Source organism: Anaerotalea alkaliphila, from assembly GCF_010179735.1.
GTDB lineage: Bacteria > Bacillota > Clostridia > Lachnospirales > Vallitaleaceae > Anaerotalea > Anaerotalea alkaliphila.
The window spans coordinates 1-15,892 of record NZ_JAAEEH010000052.1; the positions used below are offsets into that span (position 1 = coordinate 1).

The window sequence follows — 15,892 nt, forward strand, 5'->3', positions numbered from 1 at the left end:
ACCTTTCTGATAGCGGCCACCTCGATGTATTGTATTTTGTCGCATGAGGTTCATTGTACACCATGACCGGAAGTGGGACATAATCATTTGCGTTACAATAGGACATTATCATATGTGAATCAGAGGAACAAAAATGAATGGATGGTTTCCATTGACAAGGACACGCAAATACAATATAATGTGATTGACTGTTTAGCATATTACCAATCTACCGCTTTACAACAACAAAGCGATTGTGTGCCCTGCAGGATTGAAATATGCGCAAAGTAGAAGGGCAGTCCAGACCGGACTGCCCTTTGCCATGACAAGGAGGCCAACATGAACGATCGATTGCTGCATACGCCGGAAGGTGTCCGCGACATCCATTGCAATGAAACCGCAACGAAAGTGGAAATAGAGAACAGGATCCTAAGCGTCTTCCACAGGCATGGGTTCAAACAGGTGCAGACTCCGTCCTTCGAATATTTCGACGTCTACGCAAGGGACCAGAAGACAACGGATGCCAGGATGATGTACCGTTTCTTCGACAGGGACGGAAGCATCCTTTGCCTGCGCCCTGACATCACCCCTTCCATCGCCCGCTTCGCTTCGGTATACTACGGGATGGAGCATACGCCAAAACGGTTCGCATACCTCGGAAACACCTACAGGAACAACGAGTCCTACCAGCTGAAGCTGAAGGAGTTCACCCAAGCCGGGGTGGAGCTGATTGGAGAAGACCTGCCGGATGCGGATGCGGAGACCGTAGCCATGGCCGTCAACGGTTTTCTGGCCACTGGCCTTACCGAGTTCCAGATCGACTTGGGTCATGCGGGCTTTTTCCGCGGCCTTGTGGAGGAAGCGGGCATCGGCGAAGAGTATCTGGGCGAACTTCTGCGTCTGGTGGACGAAAAGAACTACATCGCCCTGGAAGAGCTGCTGGAATCCCTGTCCATCGGGGAGGAGCTGAAGGAGACCCTGCTGCAGCTGCCCAAATTCTTCGGGCAGGTGGAGGTCCTGGAACAGGCAAGGAAGTCAACCAAGAACCCGAAATCCCTTGCCGCCCTGGACAGGTTGGAACAAGTCTATGAAATCCTGAAATCCTATGAGGTGGACCGCTACATCTCCTTTGACCTTGGCATGGTCAGCCAGACGGAATACTATACTGGAATCATCTTCCGCGGATTCACTTTCGGAACGGGTGTCTCCATCGTGGATGGAGGAAGGTACGACAGCCTCCTCGCCTCCTTCGGCATGGACGCGCCGGCCATCGGGTTCGCCATCCTGATCGACGAGCTGCTGAACGCGCTGGAGCGCCAGAAGATCCAAATCCCCATCCCCCAAGTGGACACGCTTCTGCTCTACGCACCGGAGACAAGGGCCACGGCGGTGAAAGTCGCCCAGACCCTCCGCATGGACGGGATGAGCATCGAGACCGGTCTCCTGGGAGCCGACTTCGATACCAACCTGGCCTATGGCAGGAAGAACAACATCGGCGGCATCATGCAGTTCGTAAGCCAGAAAGAGGTCCATCTGACCAACATCGGAACTGGCAAAAAAGATGTCGTGGATGTGGACGCCCTGCTCGGGCAGCTGCAGCTGTAGGGGAGGACATGGCGAAAATGGAAAGAACAGGTGAAGAGATGAGATATCTGACGATTGCCCTGACCAAAGGAAGGCTGGCCAAAAAGGCGCTGGCTTTGTTGGAAGCTTCCGGCATCACATGTGACGAGATGCATACAGACTCCAGAAAGTTGATTTTTGTGAACGAGGAGCTGAAAATCAAGTTTTTCCTGGCGAAAGCCACTGACGTTCCCACCTATGTGGAATATGGGGCGGCGGACATCGGCGTGGTCGGAAAAGACACCATTCTGGAGGAACGGAAGAACCTCTACGAAGTCCTGGACCTGGGCTTCGGAAAATGCAGCATGGTGGTCGCCGGGCCGCCGGAGATGGGGGCTCTCCTGACCCACAACAACGCAATCCGGGTCGCCACGAAATACCCGAACATCGCCAAAGACCATTTCTACAACAAGAAGAACCAAAAGGTGGAAATCATCAAACTCAACGGATCCATCGAACTGGCTCCCCTGGTGGGCTTGTCGGAAGTCATCGTGGACATCGTGGAGACCGGATCCACCCTGCGGGAAAACGGTCTGGTGGTATTGGAACAGATCTGTCCCATCTCCGCACGTGTGGTGGTGAACAGGGTCAGCTTGAAAATGGAACAGGAACGGATCCACAGGATCATTGAAGGGATGAAGGAAAACTTATGAAGAGATTCGATTTTGGGCAAGGGTCTCCCATCGACATAAAGAAGATGCTGGAAGCAAGGAACCCCGCAAGCTACGGCCAGTATGAGGAGCAGGTCTCCTCCATTGTGGAAGATGTGCGCAAGAACGGGGACGAGGCGGTGTTCCGCTATACGGCCATGTTCGACAAGGCTGCGATTTCCCTACAGACCCTGCGGGTGACCGAGTCGGAAATGGAAGAGGCTTTCGGGAAGGTCGACAAGGCCTATGTGCGGTCCTTGGAAAAGGCCGCCGCCCGGATCGAGGCCCATCACCAGAAACAGAGGCGCTACAGTTGGTTCGATACGGACGCCCACGGCACCATGTTGGGACAGAAGGTCCTTCCCATCGAACGGGCAGGCGTGTATGTTCCAGGAGGAAAGGCGGTCTACCCCTCCTCCGTGCTGATGAACGTCCTGCCGGCCAAAGTTGCGGGAGTGGAGCACATTCTGATGACCACCCCGCCGGACGCCGCTGGAAAGGTGAATCCTCTAACACTGGTGGCCGCCCGGATTAGCGGAGTGGAGGAAATCTACAAGGTGGGAGGGGCACAAGCCATTGCGGCCATGGCCTTCGGCACCGGTACCATTCCCAAAGTGGACAAGATCGTGGGGCCGGGGAACATCTACGTGGCATTGGCGAAAAAGGCCGTCTACGGTTTTGTGAACATCGATTCCATTGCAGGGCCAAGCGAAATCCTGGTCATCGCCGATGAGACCGCCAATCCCGCCTTCGTGGCCGCGGATATGCTTTCCCAGGCGGAACACGACGAACTGGCGTCCGCCGTGCTGGTAACGACCAGCAGGGAATTGGCCGACCAGGTGGAGCGGGAGCTGAAGGGACAGACATCCAGGCTGTCCAGAAGTGCCATCATCGAGGCCTCCCTGGAGAACTACGGAGCCATCGTGGTAGTTGGAACCCTGGAGGAGGCCATAGCCATCACCAACGAAATCGCTCCGGAGCACTTGGAGATCTGCACCAGGGACCCTTTCGAGGTCATGAACAAGGTCAGGAACGCAGGGGCGATCTTCCTGGGGAATTTCAGCCCGGAACCTCTGGGGGACTATATGGCCGGCCCCAACCATGTACTTCCGACCAACGCCACTTCCCGTTTCTTTTCGCCGCTTTCCGTGGACGACTTCATCAAGAAGACATCCATCATCCATTTCAACGAAGCGGCGCTAAAGGAGCTGGAGGAAGACATCATCCGCCTTGCCGAAGGGGAGGAGCTGACCGCCCATGCCCAGGCCGTGCGGATCCGCTTTGCAGGCGATGGGGTCACAGGGGGGACGAAAGCATGATGGAGAATTATCTGCGGAAGGAATTGCGGGGCTTTTCCCCCTATCATGCACCGGAGAAACCCTACGAGGTCAAGGTGGATGCCAATGAAAACCCTTTTCCCCATCCCCCGGAAGTGGTCGGATTCCTGCAGCGGTGGATGGAGGACAAGGACCATCTTACCCGCTATCCGGATACGGACTGTTCGGACTTGCGCAGGGAGATTGCGGAATGGTATGATGTGGACATGGAGGAAGTGATCTGCGGGGTGGGGTCGGACCAGCTGATCGACGCCATCCTTCGGGTTTTCCTGGAACCGGGAGACAAGGTCCTTTTTCCGGACCCGTCCTTTTCCCTGTATGGGATCGGAACGTTGCTGAACCATGGGAAGGGCATACCCTACGGCCTGGAAGAGGATTTCAGCTATGACCTGGAAAAGCTTTCAAGCCTCTGCGAGGAGGAGAAGCCCAAGTTGGTGTTCCTTTGCACCCCCAACAACCCCACGGGCAACGTGATTCCACCGGATGACATCAGCCGGTTCCTTGGCAGGGTTTCCATGCCTGTGGTCGTGGATGAGGCCTATGTGGAATTCGCGGGAGAAAGCATGGCCTCCCGCTTGGGCAGGCACCCCAACATGATTGTGCTGAGGACATTTTCCAAAGCGTACGGTCTGGCGGGATTGCGTTGCGGCTATGGACTTGCTTCCAGGGAATTGATTTCCTACATCAACCTTTCCAAGCCTCCCTACAACCTGTCGGCATTCTCCCAGGCTGCGGCCATCGCCGTTCTGCGGAACAGGGACTTCTACGAGCGGCAGATGGCGCTTCTGGCGAAGGAAAGGGAGCGTTTGGCGGAGGTCTTGTCTGGTTTTCCCCAGGTGCAGAAGATATATCCCTCCCAGGCGAACTTTCTCCTCTTCCGGATGGCGGACCCCGGATTGGTGGAGGCGCTGGCAGCCAAAGGAATCTTGGTCCGTGGCTACGGCACCCAGGGAAGGCTTGGAAATTGTGTTCGGGTCACCATCGGCACCGTGGAGGAGAACAACCTGCTGACGGCAGTATTGAAGGAGCGGTGGAATGGCTGACAGAAGAAGCTGTGAGATGGAACGCAACACCAATGAGACGAAAATAAGACTCTTCCTGGACCTGGATCCCGCCGGTGCGGCCGGCTGCCAGGTGGATACGGGAATCGGCTTCCTGGACCACATGTTCACCCATGTGAGCAAGCATGGTTTCATGGACATCCGCCTGGAGTGCGACGGTGATCTGGAGATCGACACCCACCATACGGTGGAGGATATCGGCATCGTGTTCGGGAAATGCCTGGCGAAGGCACTGGGGCCCAAAGCCGGCATCGTCCGTTACGGTTCCAGCATCATCCCAATGGATGAGGCGCTGGTCCTCTGCGCCATCGACCTTTCCGGCAGGCCGTATCTTAATTTTGACGCAACTTTCACCACGGCACGCCTGGGGGACATGGACACGGAAATGTTTCTGGAGTTTTTCAGGGCGGTGGCGGTGGCCGCAGGCATGAATCTACACATCAAGGTGCTTGAAGGCGCAAACAACCATCATATCGCCGAGGGTATTTTCAAGGCGTTCGCGCGGGCTTTGGACCAGGCGGTCCGGTTGGACCCCAGAGTGGCAGGTTCCCCTTCCACCAAGGGCATGTTGGAATAGAAAGCGGGAGAAGAGATGAAAATCGGTATCATTGACTATGGCATGGGGAATTTGAAAAGCGTTTCCAACGCTTTGGACTACATCGGTGCGGACCATCTGATTTCTTCCAAGGTGGAGGAGCTGGAGGTCTGCGACAAGCTGATCCTGCCGGGAGTGGGCGCATTCAAGGATGCTGTCGCCAGGATCAGGAAAATGGGAATCGATGCGATGCTGCACCGCTTCCACCAACAGGGCAAGCCCCTGTTGGGCATCTGTCTGGGCATGCAACTCCTCTTCGACTCCTCCACGGAATTCGGGGAGCATGAAGGGTTGGGCCTGTTGCCGGGAAGGATCGTGAAGATGGAGGTTCCCCTGAAGGTGCCCCATATGGGATGGAATTCCCTGATCATAAAGAAGGAGGAACCCATGTTCCATGGCTTGACACCGGAAAGCTATGTATACTTCGTGCATTCCTACCATCTGGAAACGGAGGCCGATGTGGTATCGGCCACCACCTTCTATGGGAAGGAGATCCAAATAGCAGCCCAAAGCGGGAACACATATGCGCTGCAGTTCCATCCGGAGAAAAGCGGTGATACGGGACTGCAGATCCTCAAGAATTTCATTGACAGGACATGACAGGAAAGTTGGACAAACGGGAAACATCCAGCATAGGAAAACGGAGGAGACGAATGAGACTGTACCCAGCAATCGATATCAAGGATGGAAAGTGTGTGCGCCTGTTCCAAGGGCAGTTCGACAAGACAACCGTGTACAATGAAGATCCGGTGGCGGTGGCAAAGCAATGGGCCGCTGCTGGTGCCAGATACATCCACGTTGTCGATCTGGACGGGGCATTGGAAGGGGTCTGGAGCAACAGGGATGTGATTGCGCGGATCGTCAAGGAAGTGAATGTCCCGGTGCAGACCGGAGGGGGGGTCCGGAACATCCAGGATATCCAGGACCGCCTGGATGTGGGGGTGGACAGGGTCATCATCGGTACGATGGCCATCCGGGAACCGGAGATGGTGAAGCATGCGGTGGCATTGTTCGGGGAGGATAAGATAGTGGTCGGCATCGACGCCAAAGACGGCATGGTGGCCATCAGCGGCTGGGAGGAAGTCAGCAGCCTGACCGCACTGGATGTCTGCAAGATCATGAAGAGCTTCGGGGTGAAGACCATCGTCTATACGGACATCGCAAAAGACGGAACCATGACCGGCCCCAACCTGGAGCAGACCGTACACCTCATCAGGGAGACAGGCATGGACATCGTCGCTTCCGGCGGCGTATCCTCCATGGAAGACCTGGAGAAGGTGGCCATGACCGAGGCGGAAGGTGTGATCGTCGGCAAGGCGCTCTATACCGGGGCCATCTCGCTGGAGGAGGCCGTAAAAAAATATGGTAGATAAGGAGGAGGCAGGATGCTCTCAAAACGCATAATTCCTTGTCTGGACGTGGATAAAGGCCGTGTGGTCAAAGGGGTCCAGTTTGTGGATATCATCGATGCCGGAGACCCGGTGGAGGTGGCCAAGGCCTACAACGCCAGCCTGGCGGATGAAATCGTTTTTTTGGACATCACCGCCTCCCATGAAGGAAGGGACACCATCGAGGAGGTGGTCCGGAAGACGGCGGCTGAAATTTTCATCCCTCTGACAGTAGGTGGAGGAATCCGGAGTGTGGAGGACTTCCGGAAGATCCTTCTGGCAGGGGCGGACAAGGTGGCGGTCAATTCCGCGGCCATCGACCGACCCGAACTGATCCGCGAGGCCGCGGAGAAATTCGGGAGCCAATGCGTGGTGCTGGCCATCGACGCAAAATACAATCCGGAGCGCAAGGGTTGGGACGTGTACAAGAACGGCGGACGGATCAACATGGGGTTGGACGCGGTTGAATGGGCCAAGGAGGCGGAAAGGCTGGGGGCGGGAGAGATCCTGCTGACCAGCATGGACTGTGACGGTACGAAAGCCGGCTACGACCTGGAGTTGACCAGACAGGTCAGCGAAAGCCTCCAGATTCCGGTCATCGCATCCGGAGGGGCCGGCAACATGGAACATTTCGCCCAGGCGCTGACGGAGGGCAAGGCGGACGCTGCGCTGGCAGCCTCCCTGTTCCACTTCAAGGAAATCGACATCACGGACTTGAAACACTATCTGGACAAACAGGGGATTCCCGTCAGGCTTTCCCGCTGACGACCCACCAACAGAAGATCAGGAGGACTGAACAATGGATTTTTCCGTTTTGAAGACAGACGCCCAGGGGTTGATTCCCGTAGTCGCCCAAGATTATTACACCAACCAGGTGCTGATGGTGGCCTTCATGAACGAGGAGGCCTTCAAGCGTACCTTGGAGACAAAACAGGCAACCTACTACAGCCGCAGCCGGGAGAGCTTGTGGCTCAAAGGAGAGACGTCCGGGCATTTCCAGGAAGTGAAGCAGGTTTTGGTGGATTGCGACAACGACACGCTGGTGCTTAAGGTGATCCAAAAGGGACCGGCCTGCCATACCGGGGAGCAGTCCTGCTTCCACCGGGCCATCGACATGGAGACAGGGGAGCTTGTGGAGTTCAAGGGGGGGGATTCGGCGGATGTGCTGAAGGATGTCTACAATGTGATTGTGGACAGGAAAATAAACCCTAAGGAAGGGTCCTACACAAACTATCTTTTTGACAAGGGAATCGACAAGATCCTGAAAAAGGTCGGAGAGGAGACCGCAGAAATCATCATCGGTGCAAAGAATCCCGGCAAGGAGGAGATGGTCTACGAGATTGCAGACCTCTTCTACCACCTGATGGTGCTCATGGTGGAGAAGGAAGCTTCCCTGGAGGACATCTACAAGGAACTGGACAAAAGGCGGTAAGGGAAGGAGGACGTATGGGACACAAGGAAGTGGGTTCGGGGGTTCCCCCGCTGGATGAGGTCATCCACCATCTTTGGCTGGGGGACAATGTGGTTTGGAAGATGGACAACCTGGAGGATTACCTGGAATATGCCAGGGCCTTTGTGGACCAAGCCATCCGGGACGGGCGCAAAGTGGTGTATTTCCGGTTTGCCGCACATGTGCCGGTCCTGGAGGAGAATCCGGTGGTGGACCTCCATGTGCTGGACCCTTCCTTGGGATTCCAGCACTTCTCCTTTGAAATCTACAAGGTCATCAGGGATGCGGGCGTCGGGGTGTTTTATGTCTTCGACGCCCTTTCCGCATTGCAGCAGACCTGGGCCACGGACTTGATGGTAGGCAACTTTTTTTCTGTAGTCTGCCCCTATCTCTTCAAGCTGGACACGGTTGCCTATTTCTGCCTGTTGCGCAAGGAACATGACTGGAATACGGTGTCCAGGATCACCGAGACCACCCAGGTCTTCATCGACGTGAGCCGGGTGGCGGAGGGGCAGGTCGTACAGCCGAAGAAGGTATGGAGGCGCCATTCCAAGACCATGTTCCAGCCCCATATCTGGGTGGAGGGGACCTTGGTGGCCCAGTCCAACGGACTCTCCCATCTCTTGCGTCTGCCGGACCCCATCTCCCATAAGATGGACTATTGGGACCGGCTTTTCATGGATGCGGAGCGTGCGCTGGACAATGATCCCTACGGGGAGAGCGCCTTTGTGGAAAAGCTCGCCCAGGTCCTATTGGGCAGCGACCACCGGATCCTGTCCCTGGCAATGGAGCATTTGACGCTGGAGGACCTGCTGGGCATCCGGAACCGGATGATAGGAACGGGATACATCGGTGGGAAATCCGTGGGAATGCTGCTGGCCAGGAAAATCGTCAAGGCGAACCGTCAGGAAAACGTGGGGGCCCTGGACATCCAGAACGATTCCCTGTATATCGGCTCCGACGTGTGGCAGACCTTCCTGATCCACAACCGGCTTTGGCTGATGCATATGGAACAGCGCTCGGAGGAAGGCTATTTCGCATTGGCCACGACCCTTCAGGAGAAAATCCAGGAGGGGGAATTTCCCCGGGTGATCTTGGACGAATTCGCCCAGGCGTTGGATGCCCTTGGGACGATGCCGATCATCGTGCGGTCCAGCAGCCTGCTGGAGGACAGCTACGGCAACGCCTTCGCCGGAAAATACGAGAGCGTGTTCTGTACGAACCAGGGAACCAGCGAGGAACGGATGGAGGCCTTCACCCAGGCGGTGAAGACGGTCTATGCCAGCACGGTCAGCCACCAAGCCCTCACCTACAGGAAGCAGAGGGGATTGGACCATCTCGCGGAGGAGATGTCGGTGCTGGTGCAATGTGTCTCCGGCTCCCTCCATGGGAACTACCTCTTCCCGCTGGCGGCCGGGGTGGCTCTCTCCTACAGTTCCTACGTTTGGCACAAAGAGATGCGTCCGGAAGGGGGCATGGTCCGGCTGGTCATGGGCCTGGGGACCCGTGCTGTGGACAGGACGGAAACGGACCATACCCGGATCCTGTCCCTGGACTTGCCGGATGTTTTGCCGGGAGTGGCCTATGGGCAGGTGCAGACCCAAAGCTGGATGGATGTGCTGGACCTGGAGGAAAACGAGCTTTTGACGATTCCCGTGGAGGAAGGCATGGCTTCCATGCATCCGGAAGAACGGGACCTGCTGGCCGGCCGGCAATACGGAATGGAGGCGAAGGCCCGGGAATTGGGGCTTGCGCCCAAGGAAATCCGGAACGTGGATTTTGCGGGGCTCCTGAAGCGTACGGGATTCGTCAAAGAAATGGCCGCAGACCTGCAGCTGCTGGAAAACACCTACGGATCCCCTGTGGATGTGGAGTTCACGGTGAACATGGGAAAGCACGGGCTGGAGGTGGACCTGGTCCAATGCCGGCCCCTGCAGACGGCGGATATGGCCGGAGTAGCCCAACTGCCGGACGTCCTGCGCCCGGAGAAGACCTTTTTTGAAATGGATGGAGGGTTTGTCGGAAGCTACGAGACCCGTCTGGTGGACATGTTGGTGTTCGTGCGACCGGAAGCCTATGTGGCTTTGGGGGAGCGGCAACGCCATGAGGTAGCCCGCACCATAGGAAAGGTAAATGCGGGTATGGCGCCCGGAACCGGTGCCATGCTGATCGTTCCGGGAAGATGCGGAACAACCATGGCATCCCTGGGGGTGCCCGTGCGGTTCGCCGAAATCAGCAAGTTCAACAGCATCTGCGAAGTCGCCTATCCGGAGGGGGGCATGACTCCGGAACTTTCCTTCGGAAGCCATTTTTTCCAGGACCTGATCGAGAGCAACATCTTCTACGCCAGCTTCCACAACAGGAGCAGGCAAGTCCTTCGCCAGGAGTGGCTGGACGAAGGGGCAAACCGTCTTTCCGAATATGTGGAGGACAGTTCCCTGGGGGATGTCCTGCAGGTCGTGCGGATGGACAAGCCGTTGAAGCTCGTGTCCGACATGCGTAACCAAAGGGCGGTCTGTTACCTGGATTGACCCCTACATAGGCTTTTTTGTTGAAAACACACCAAAAATACTGTTTTTGGTGTGTTTTTTCATGCTTTGGCACAATGGACAAGCCATCCGTTTTTTGATATCATGATATACGAAATACATACCCCATGGGGGTATAAAACGGAGGGGAAATACGTGGAAAACGAAAACGATGCGATTCTGAAAAGACTCCGCAGAATTGAAGGACAGGTCAAAGGCATCATACGCATGGTGGAGGAAGAAAGCACCTGCGACCAAATCCTGACGCAGGTGTCTGCGGTCAGGGCGGCCACCAACAAGGTCGGAGGATTGATTTTGGAACGATACTATGAGAAGCGCTTGGGGGAGGTGGAGGCGGGGGTCAATCCGGCCCAGACATTCCAGGAACTGATAGCGACCACCCAGAAATTTCTGGGATTTCTTCAAGAAGTGGAAGGAGCAAGACATGAATAAAACAACCAAAGACCGTCTTTACATCGTAACGATCCTGTTTTTTGCATTGGGATTCTTCAACATCGCTTTCGCATGGCTTGGACTGGTCTGCTTCACCTTGCCTTTCGTCCTCTTGGCGAAGGACAAGCAAAAGACATGGTGCAAACACTACTGCCCCCGCTCCAAGCTGCTCACACTGGCCGGAAAGGCGGGCAAGGTGCATAGGCCCATACCGGCCCTCCTGCGCAAGGCGGCCACGAAGCGCTTCGTGCTTGCTTATTTCATCGTCAACATGACGGTCGCCGCCCTATCCACCGTCATGGTTGCTTTGTCTGGTGCGGCTCCCATGGAGAAGCTGCGGTTTCTCCTGGCTTTCCAGCTGCCATGGCAGATGCCTGACCTGCTCGCACTGTCCCAGATGCCGGGCTGGGTGGTGCATGGTTCCTTCCGGATCTATTCCATGTTCATGACCACAACGGTCATCGGCCTTGTTTTGGGATATTTCTACAAGCCACGCACATGGTGCACCATCTGTCCGGTGAACACCATTTCAGACATGGCTCTTGCCGGGGAAAAAAGGGAGTCCGCTCCAAAGCAGCGGCCGGTCTACACGGATTGAAGACAAAAGGGAAGCCTCCCGTCTGCACATGGCAGTCCGGGAGGCTTCCCTTTTGTCTTGCTTCGAAATCAGTAGGTCACGCCTTGTGCAAGCATTGCCCTTGCAACTTTCATGAAACCGGCGATGTTGGCTCCAAGCACCAGGTTGTTCTCGTCCCCGAATTCTTTGGAGGCTTCGCTGGCGTTCCTGTAGATGTCCACCATGATCTGCTGCAGCTTCGCATCCACCTCTTCGAACGTCCAGGAGTACCGCATGGAATTCTGGCTCATTTCCAGAGCCGATGTGGCAACCCCACCTGCGTTCGCGGCTTTTCCGGGTCCGTAGACGATCTTGTTCTTCAGGAACACATCCACCGCCTCAGGAGTGGAAGGCATGTTGGCGCCCTCTCCCACAGCGAAGCAGCCGTTCTTGACCAGCAGTTCGGCAGCATTGCCGTCCAATTCGTTCTGTGTTGCGCAAGGAAGGGCGATGTCGCAGGGGATGGACCAGATGTCCCTGCAGCCTTCCGTGTAGGTGGCGTTGGGGTGATACTTCACATACTCGCTGATCCGTTTCCTTTCCACTTCCTTGATTTGCTGCACGGTCTCCAGCTTGATGCCTTCCGGATCATGGATGTATCCGTTGGAGTCGCTCAGGGCCACAACCTTGCCGCCCAGTTCGGATGCCTTTTTGGTGGCATAGATGGCGACGTTTCCGGAACCGGAAACGACAACGGTGGAACCGTCGAAGGATTTGCCTTTGATGTCCTTCATCGCCTCATCCATGAAGTAGCAAAGTCCGAAGCCGGTAGCTTCCGTACGGGCCAAGCTGCCGCCATAGGTGAGGCCCTTGCCTGTAAGTACGCCCGTGAACTCGTTCCGCATCTTCTTGTACATCCCGAACATGTAGCCGATTTCCCGTCCGCCTACGCCGATGTCACCGGCAGGCACGTCCGTATTTTCGCCGATGTGTCTGGACAGTTCGAACATGAAGCTTTGGCAGAAACGCATGATTTCTCCATCGGATTTCCCTTTGGGATCGAAGTCGCTGCCGCCCTTGCCGCCGCCGATGGGAAGGCCGGTCAGGGAGTTTTTGAAAATCTGCTCGAAACCAAGGAACTTGATGATGCCGAGATTCACGGAAGGATGGAAACGAAGTCCGCCTTTATAGGGGCCGATGGCACTGTTGAACTGCACGCGGAATCCTCTGTTCACATGCACTTTGCCGGCGTCGTCCACCCAAGGGACACGGAAGAGGATCTGACGTTCAGGTTCGATGATCCGGTCGAAAACCCCCGCATCCATGAATTCCGGGTACTTCTCCGCTACGGGCTCCAAGGATTCCAGAACCTCCTGTACCGCCTGGAGGAATTCCGCTTCGTTGGGGTTTCTGGTGACGGCTTGTTCCATTACACTTGCAAGTTTTTTCATAAGTAAAAGCCTCCTAAAAAGTGTGTTTTCGATGAAGGTGCATTCCCTGTACAATCCTCCACCCAAGAAAATGTCCCTCCGATACGATGCAAGAACCATGCGGATTGCCTGCATGAACAACGAATGGACGCCAGCTCCCGACCCCCGGACGAAACTGAATAAAGAAGGGGAGGGTCCGCTAAAGACCATTATAGCAAAAAATGCGTAGTCATGCAATTTCATTTTATGGCTGTTGCGAAATTCAAGAATACGTGGTACTATTTTAACTGACGAAAACTTTAGGAGGTACCCTATGGATAAGATTAGAATTGGCATTGTTGGATACGGAAATTTGGGCAAGGGCGTGGAAATGGCAATTGCCCAAAATCCTGACATGGAGCTGGTGGCTGTATTCACCAGACGTGCGCCGGAGAGTGTGGAAGCCGGCTGCAAGGTGGACCATATGGACAATCTGGCCGACTACAAGGGGAAAGTGGATGTGATGCTGCTCTGTGGCGGCTCCGCTACGGACCTGCCGGAGCAGGGCCCTGCATTGGCAAAAATGTTCCATACGGTGGACAGCTTCGACACCCATGCCAAAATTCCGGGTTATTTTTCGGAAGTCGACAAAGCGGCTTCGGATAACGGCAATTTGAGCTTGATTTCAACCGGTTGGGATCCGGGTCTTTTCTCCTGGAACAGGGTCCTGATGGAGTCCATCCTTCCGGAAGGAAAAGACTACACGTTCTGGGGCAAAGGTGTGAGCCAGGGGCATTCCGATGCCATCCGGAGGATCAATGGGGTCAAGGACGGAAAACAGTATACGGTGCCGGTGGAATCGGCGCTGGAACAGGTCCGTGCCGGATTGAACCCGGAGTTCACAACCAGAGAGAAGCATTTGAGGATCTGCTATGTGGTGGCGGAGGAAGGTGCGGACTTGGGGAGGATTGAAGAGGAAATCAAGACCATGCCCAACTACTTTGCCGATTATGATACGGAAGTGCACTTCATTTCCGAAGACACCATGAAGGCGGAGCATGCCGGAATCCCCCATGGCGGTTTTGTGATCCGCACAGGAAAGACCGGTGTGGAAACCAAGCAGAAAATCGAGTTCAACCTGGAGTTGGGGAGCAATCCCGAATTCACGGCCAGTGTGCTTGTGTGCTGCGGCCGGGCCGTCCATCGTCTGGCCAGACAAGGCAAAACAGGAGCCATCACGGTTTTCGACATTCCGGTAGGGCTGCTTTCCCCAAAAAGCCCAGAGGAACTGAGAAAGAACTATCTTTAAGCACCGGCCCAGGCAGGTGTTCGGATCCATACGCACTTAAAAGGCACGGGACTTCCTGAAGAAGCCCCGTGCCTTTTAAGTGCGAGAATTTCAAAAAAAACCGTACCATCTTATAAGACAGTGGCAAGCAATAAACAGTATAATGGAGTATGAGGTGGTTTCTGCAGAGGTAGAGGGGCGGTTGGGAACCGGCCGCAATACGGAGGGGGGAGACCCGATGGAATTGATCGATCGTTATGTGCATGCCGTAGGAAAATGGATTTGGACGAAACAGCGTGAGGAAATCCAGACGGAGCTGCAGTCTGTCCTTGTAGAAAAACTGGAGGCCAGAATGTCAGCCAGGGAGATGGAAGAATCCTGGACCAGCCTCAGTGTGGGGGAAAGGGAAGAGGCAAGACAAGAGGAGATGGCGAAAATCCTCAGGGAATACGGAAGCCCAGCCAAAGTGGCTTCCGCCTATACGAACACAAACCAATTGATCGGTCCCGGTGTCTTTCCAGTATACACGGCGGTGTTGCGGATTGTGTTGTTTGCCGTCGCCATCGGCCTGACGGTGGCGTTCGCCGTCAGCGCCCTCTTCAATCCTGAAAGCGGTTCCTGGACACTGCAGGGATTGCGCCTGCTGGGAACCTACATCGCTGCAGCCCTGCAGGCGTTCGGCATGGTCACCTTGATTTTCGCATTGCTGGAAAGGACCCTGGACCGTTCCGAATGGGAAAAGGAGGCGGCCGAAGAGGAAATTTGGGATCCTTCCAGCCTGCCGCCCGGACCTGTTCTGGGAAACGAAATCAAGAGGGGAACCTTGGTGGCGAACATCTGCCTGATTGTCCTGGCTTTGCTGGTGTTCAATTCCGCACCCGCCCTGGAAGGTGTTTCCCGTGAGAACGGAGTGCGGTTCCTACTGATGCTCTCCACGGATGCGGTGCGGGCCTATCTCCCCTTATGGAACGTTTTTTTTCTTTTGGGACTGGTCCTGCAGTTGTGGCTCTTGGCAAGCGGAATCTGGAAAGACAGGCAGCGGGTCGTTCAGATCCTTCTGCATCTCTTCGGAATCTACATCCTGTACAGCATGATCGCAGGCCCCAGCCTTTTGGAGATGGGCGATTCCCTCCTGACAGGGAACCGAACCTCGGGGGATTTGGGACCAGTCTTGGAAATGCTGGACAAGGTGTTGACCTGGGCCTATGCGGTAGGGATCATAGGAACATTGGCGGACATCTGGCAACAAGGAAGGGCGATCCGAAAGAACCGAAGAGGCAGATGAAAACTTGCGTTGCGTACACCTTTCTACCAGGTTTGGAGGCAGTGGCAAGGCCTGCCTGAAGGAAAGATTGTTAGGATGGAATAAAAAACATGAAAATAGGGGTTGACGCCACGCTGGATTTAATGCTATACTACGTCTCGTTGGTCCGCACAGGACAAGCGTCAAACAAGCGGAAGACAAGCAGGACCTTGAAAATTGAACAGTGAAGAATAAATCAAAAACAACGTAATTCCAAGACTAAACCCGCGAAAGCGGAAGGTCAGAGTTTATGCTGCCGGAGAGAACTTTTT

The 15,892-nt window shown here is 55.4% G+C and carries 15 protein-coding genes; 14 read left to right on the forward strand and 1 reads right to left on the reverse strand.

The window, feature by feature from the left end; all coding sequences use genetic code 11:
- Positions 1–318: 318 nt before the first annotated feature.
- From hisZ to GXN74_RS13170, 12 genes are all read left to right on the forward strand, one after another.
- Complete coding sequence (gene hisZ, locus GXN74_RS13115; protein WP_162371395.1) at positions 319–1,584, forward strand: ATP phosphoribosyltransferase regulatory subunit; 1,266 nt, start codon at positions 319–321, stop codon at positions 1,582–1,584.
- A gap of 38 nt (positions 1,585–1,622) precedes the next feature.
- Entirely contained in the window at positions 1,623–2,255 is a 633-nt protein-coding gene (gene hisG / locus GXN74_RS13120) for an ATP phosphoribosyltransferase (RefSeq protein WP_162371409.1), read from the forward strand.
- Complete coding sequence (hisD, locus tag GXN74_RS13125; protein WP_162371396.1) at positions 2,252–3,571, forward strand: histidinol dehydrogenase; 1,320 nt, start codon at positions 2,252–2,254, stop codon at positions 3,569–3,571. Before hisG ends, hisD begins: the two co-directional genes overlap by 4 nt.
- Positions 3,568–4,632, forward strand: a complete 1,065-nt coding sequence (gene hisC / locus GXN74_RS13130) for a histidinol-phosphate transaminase (RefSeq protein WP_162371397.1) — start codon at positions 3,568–3,570, stop codon at positions 4,630–4,632. Before hisD ends, hisC begins: the two co-directional genes overlap by 4 nt.
- A complete protein-coding gene (hisB, locus tag GXN74_RS13135; RefSeq protein WP_162371398.1) occupies positions 4,625–5,227 on the forward strand; it encodes an imidazoleglycerol-phosphate dehydratase HisB in 603 nt (200 codons plus the stop codon). The genes hisC and hisB overlap by 8 nt, the downstream gene beginning before the upstream one ends.
- 15 nt (positions 5,228–5,242) lie before the next feature.
- Positions 5,243–5,845: an imidazole glycerol phosphate synthase subunit HisH gene (hisH, locus tag GXN74_RS13140; RefSeq protein ID WP_162371399.1), complete on the forward strand. Its 603-nt coding sequence runs from the start codon at positions 5,243–5,245 to the stop codon at positions 5,843–5,845.
- A gap of 53 nt (positions 5,846–5,898) precedes the next feature.
- Entirely contained in the window at positions 5,899–6,618 is a 720-nt protein-coding gene (hisA, locus tag GXN74_RS13145) for a 1-(5-phosphoribosyl)-5-[(5-phosphoribosylamino)methylideneamino]imidazole-4-carboxamide isomerase (RefSeq protein ID WP_162371400.1), read from the forward strand.
- A 12-nt stretch (positions 6,619–6,630) separates the two neighbouring features.
- Positions 6,631–7,398 (forward strand): imidazole glycerol phosphate synthase subunit HisF, encoded by a 768-nt coding sequence (gene hisF, locus GXN74_RS13150; protein WP_162371401.1) that lies wholly within the window; start codon positions 6,631–6,633, stop codon positions 7,396–7,398.
- A gap of 34 nt (positions 7,399–7,432) precedes the next feature.
- Positions 7,433–8,065 carry a bifunctional phosphoribosyl-AMP cyclohydrolase/phosphoribosyl-ATP diphosphatase HisIE gene (gene hisIE / locus GXN74_RS13155; protein WP_162371402.1) on the forward strand — a complete coding sequence of 211 codons (633 nt, stop codon included), beginning with the start codon at positions 7,433–7,435 and terminating at the stop codon, positions 8,063–8,065.
- 14 nt (positions 8,066–8,079) lie between these two features.
- Positions 8,080–10,614 carry a PEP/pyruvate-binding domain-containing protein gene (locus GXN74_RS13160; protein WP_162371403.1) on the forward strand — a complete coding sequence of 845 codons (2,535 nt, stop codon included), beginning with the start codon at positions 8,080–8,082 and terminating at the stop codon, positions 10,612–10,614.
- Positions 10,615–10,767: 153 nt separating this feature from the next.
- Positions 10,768–11,064 (forward strand): metal-sensitive transcriptional regulator, encoded by a 297-nt coding sequence (locus GXN74_RS14620; RefSeq protein ID WP_343032830.1) that lies wholly within the window; start codon positions 10,768–10,770, stop codon positions 11,062–11,064.
- Positions 11,057–11,662, forward strand: coding sequence for a 4Fe-4S binding protein (locus GXN74_RS13170; RefSeq protein ID WP_162371405.1), 606 nt, complete (start codon positions 11,057–11,059; stop codon positions 11,660–11,662). The genes GXN74_RS14620 and GXN74_RS13170 overlap by 8 nt, the downstream gene beginning before the upstream one ends.
- A gap of 68 nt (positions 11,663–11,730) precedes the next feature.
- Here GXN74_RS13170 and gdhA read toward each other — a convergent pair whose 3' ends face one another.
- Positions 11,731–13,071: an NADP-specific glutamate dehydrogenase gene (gene gdhA, locus GXN74_RS13175; protein WP_162371406.1), complete on the reverse strand. Its 1,341-nt coding sequence runs from the start codon at positions 13,069–13,071 to the stop codon at positions 11,731–11,733.
- A 292-nt stretch (positions 13,072–13,363) separates the two neighbouring features.
- On the opposite strand from gdhA, the gene GXN74_RS13180 reads away from it, so the two are divergent.
- Complete coding sequence (locus GXN74_RS13180; RefSeq protein WP_162371407.1) at positions 13,364–14,338, forward strand: diaminopimelate dehydrogenase; 975 nt, start codon at positions 13,364–13,366, stop codon at positions 14,336–14,338.
- 217 nt (positions 14,339–14,555) lie between these two features.
- Positions 14,556–15,602 carry a hypothetical protein gene (locus tag GXN74_RS13185; protein ID WP_162371408.1) on the forward strand — a complete coding sequence of 349 codons (1,047 nt, stop codon included), beginning with the start codon at positions 14,556–14,558 and terminating at the stop codon, positions 15,600–15,602.
- Positions 15,603–15,892 lie beyond the last annotated feature (290 nt).

Coding starts and splice junctions, on each gene's coding strand:
- hisIE (WP_162371402.1), top strand. CDS start 7,433: ATGGATTTTTCCGTTTTGAAGACAGACGCCCAGGGGTTGATTCCCGTA.
- GXN74_RS13160 (WP_162371403.1), top strand. CDS start 8,080: ATGGGACACAAGGAAGTGGGTTCGGGGGTTCCCCCGCTGGATGAGGTC.
- hisF (WP_162371401.1), top strand. CDS start 6,631: ATGCTCTCAAAACGCATAATTCCTTGTCTGGACGTGGATAAAGGCCGT.
- hisZ (WP_162371395.1), top strand. CDS start 319: ATGAACGATCGATTGCTGCATACGCCGGAAGGTGTCCGCGACATCCAT.
- hisA (WP_162371400.1), top strand. CDS start 5,899: ATGAGACTGTACCCAGCAATCGATATCAAGGATGGAAAGTGTGTGCGC.
- hisB (WP_162371398.1), top strand. CDS start 4,625: ATGGCTGACAGAAGAAGCTGTGAGATGGAACGCAACACCAATGAGACG.
- hisC (WP_162371397.1), top strand. CDS start 3,568: ATGATGGAGAATTATCTGCGGAAGGAATTGCGGGGCTTTTCCCCCTAT.
- hisG (WP_162371409.1), top strand. CDS start 1,623: ATGAGATATCTGACGATTGCCCTGACCAAAGGAAGGCTGGCCAAAAAG.
- hisD (WP_162371396.1), top strand. CDS start 2,252: ATGAAGAGATTCGATTTTGGGCAAGGGTCTCCCATCGACATAAAGAAG.
- gdhA (WP_162371406.1), bottom strand. CDS start 13,071: ATGAAAAAACTTGCAAGTGTAATGGAACAAGCCGTCACCAGAAACCCC.
- GXN74_RS13185 (WP_162371408.1), top strand. CDS start 14,556: ATGGAATTGATCGATCGTTATGTGCATGCCGTAGGAAAATGGATTTGG.
- hisH (WP_162371399.1), top strand. CDS start 5,243: ATGAAAATCGGTATCATTGACTATGGCATGGGGAATTTGAAAAGCGTT.
- GXN74_RS13170 (WP_162371405.1), top strand. CDS start 11,057: ATGAATAAAACAACCAAAGACCGTCTTTACATCGTAACGATCCTGTTT.
- GXN74_RS13180 (WP_162371407.1), top strand. CDS start 13,364: ATGGATAAGATTAGAATTGGCATTGTTGGATACGGAAATTTGGGCAAG.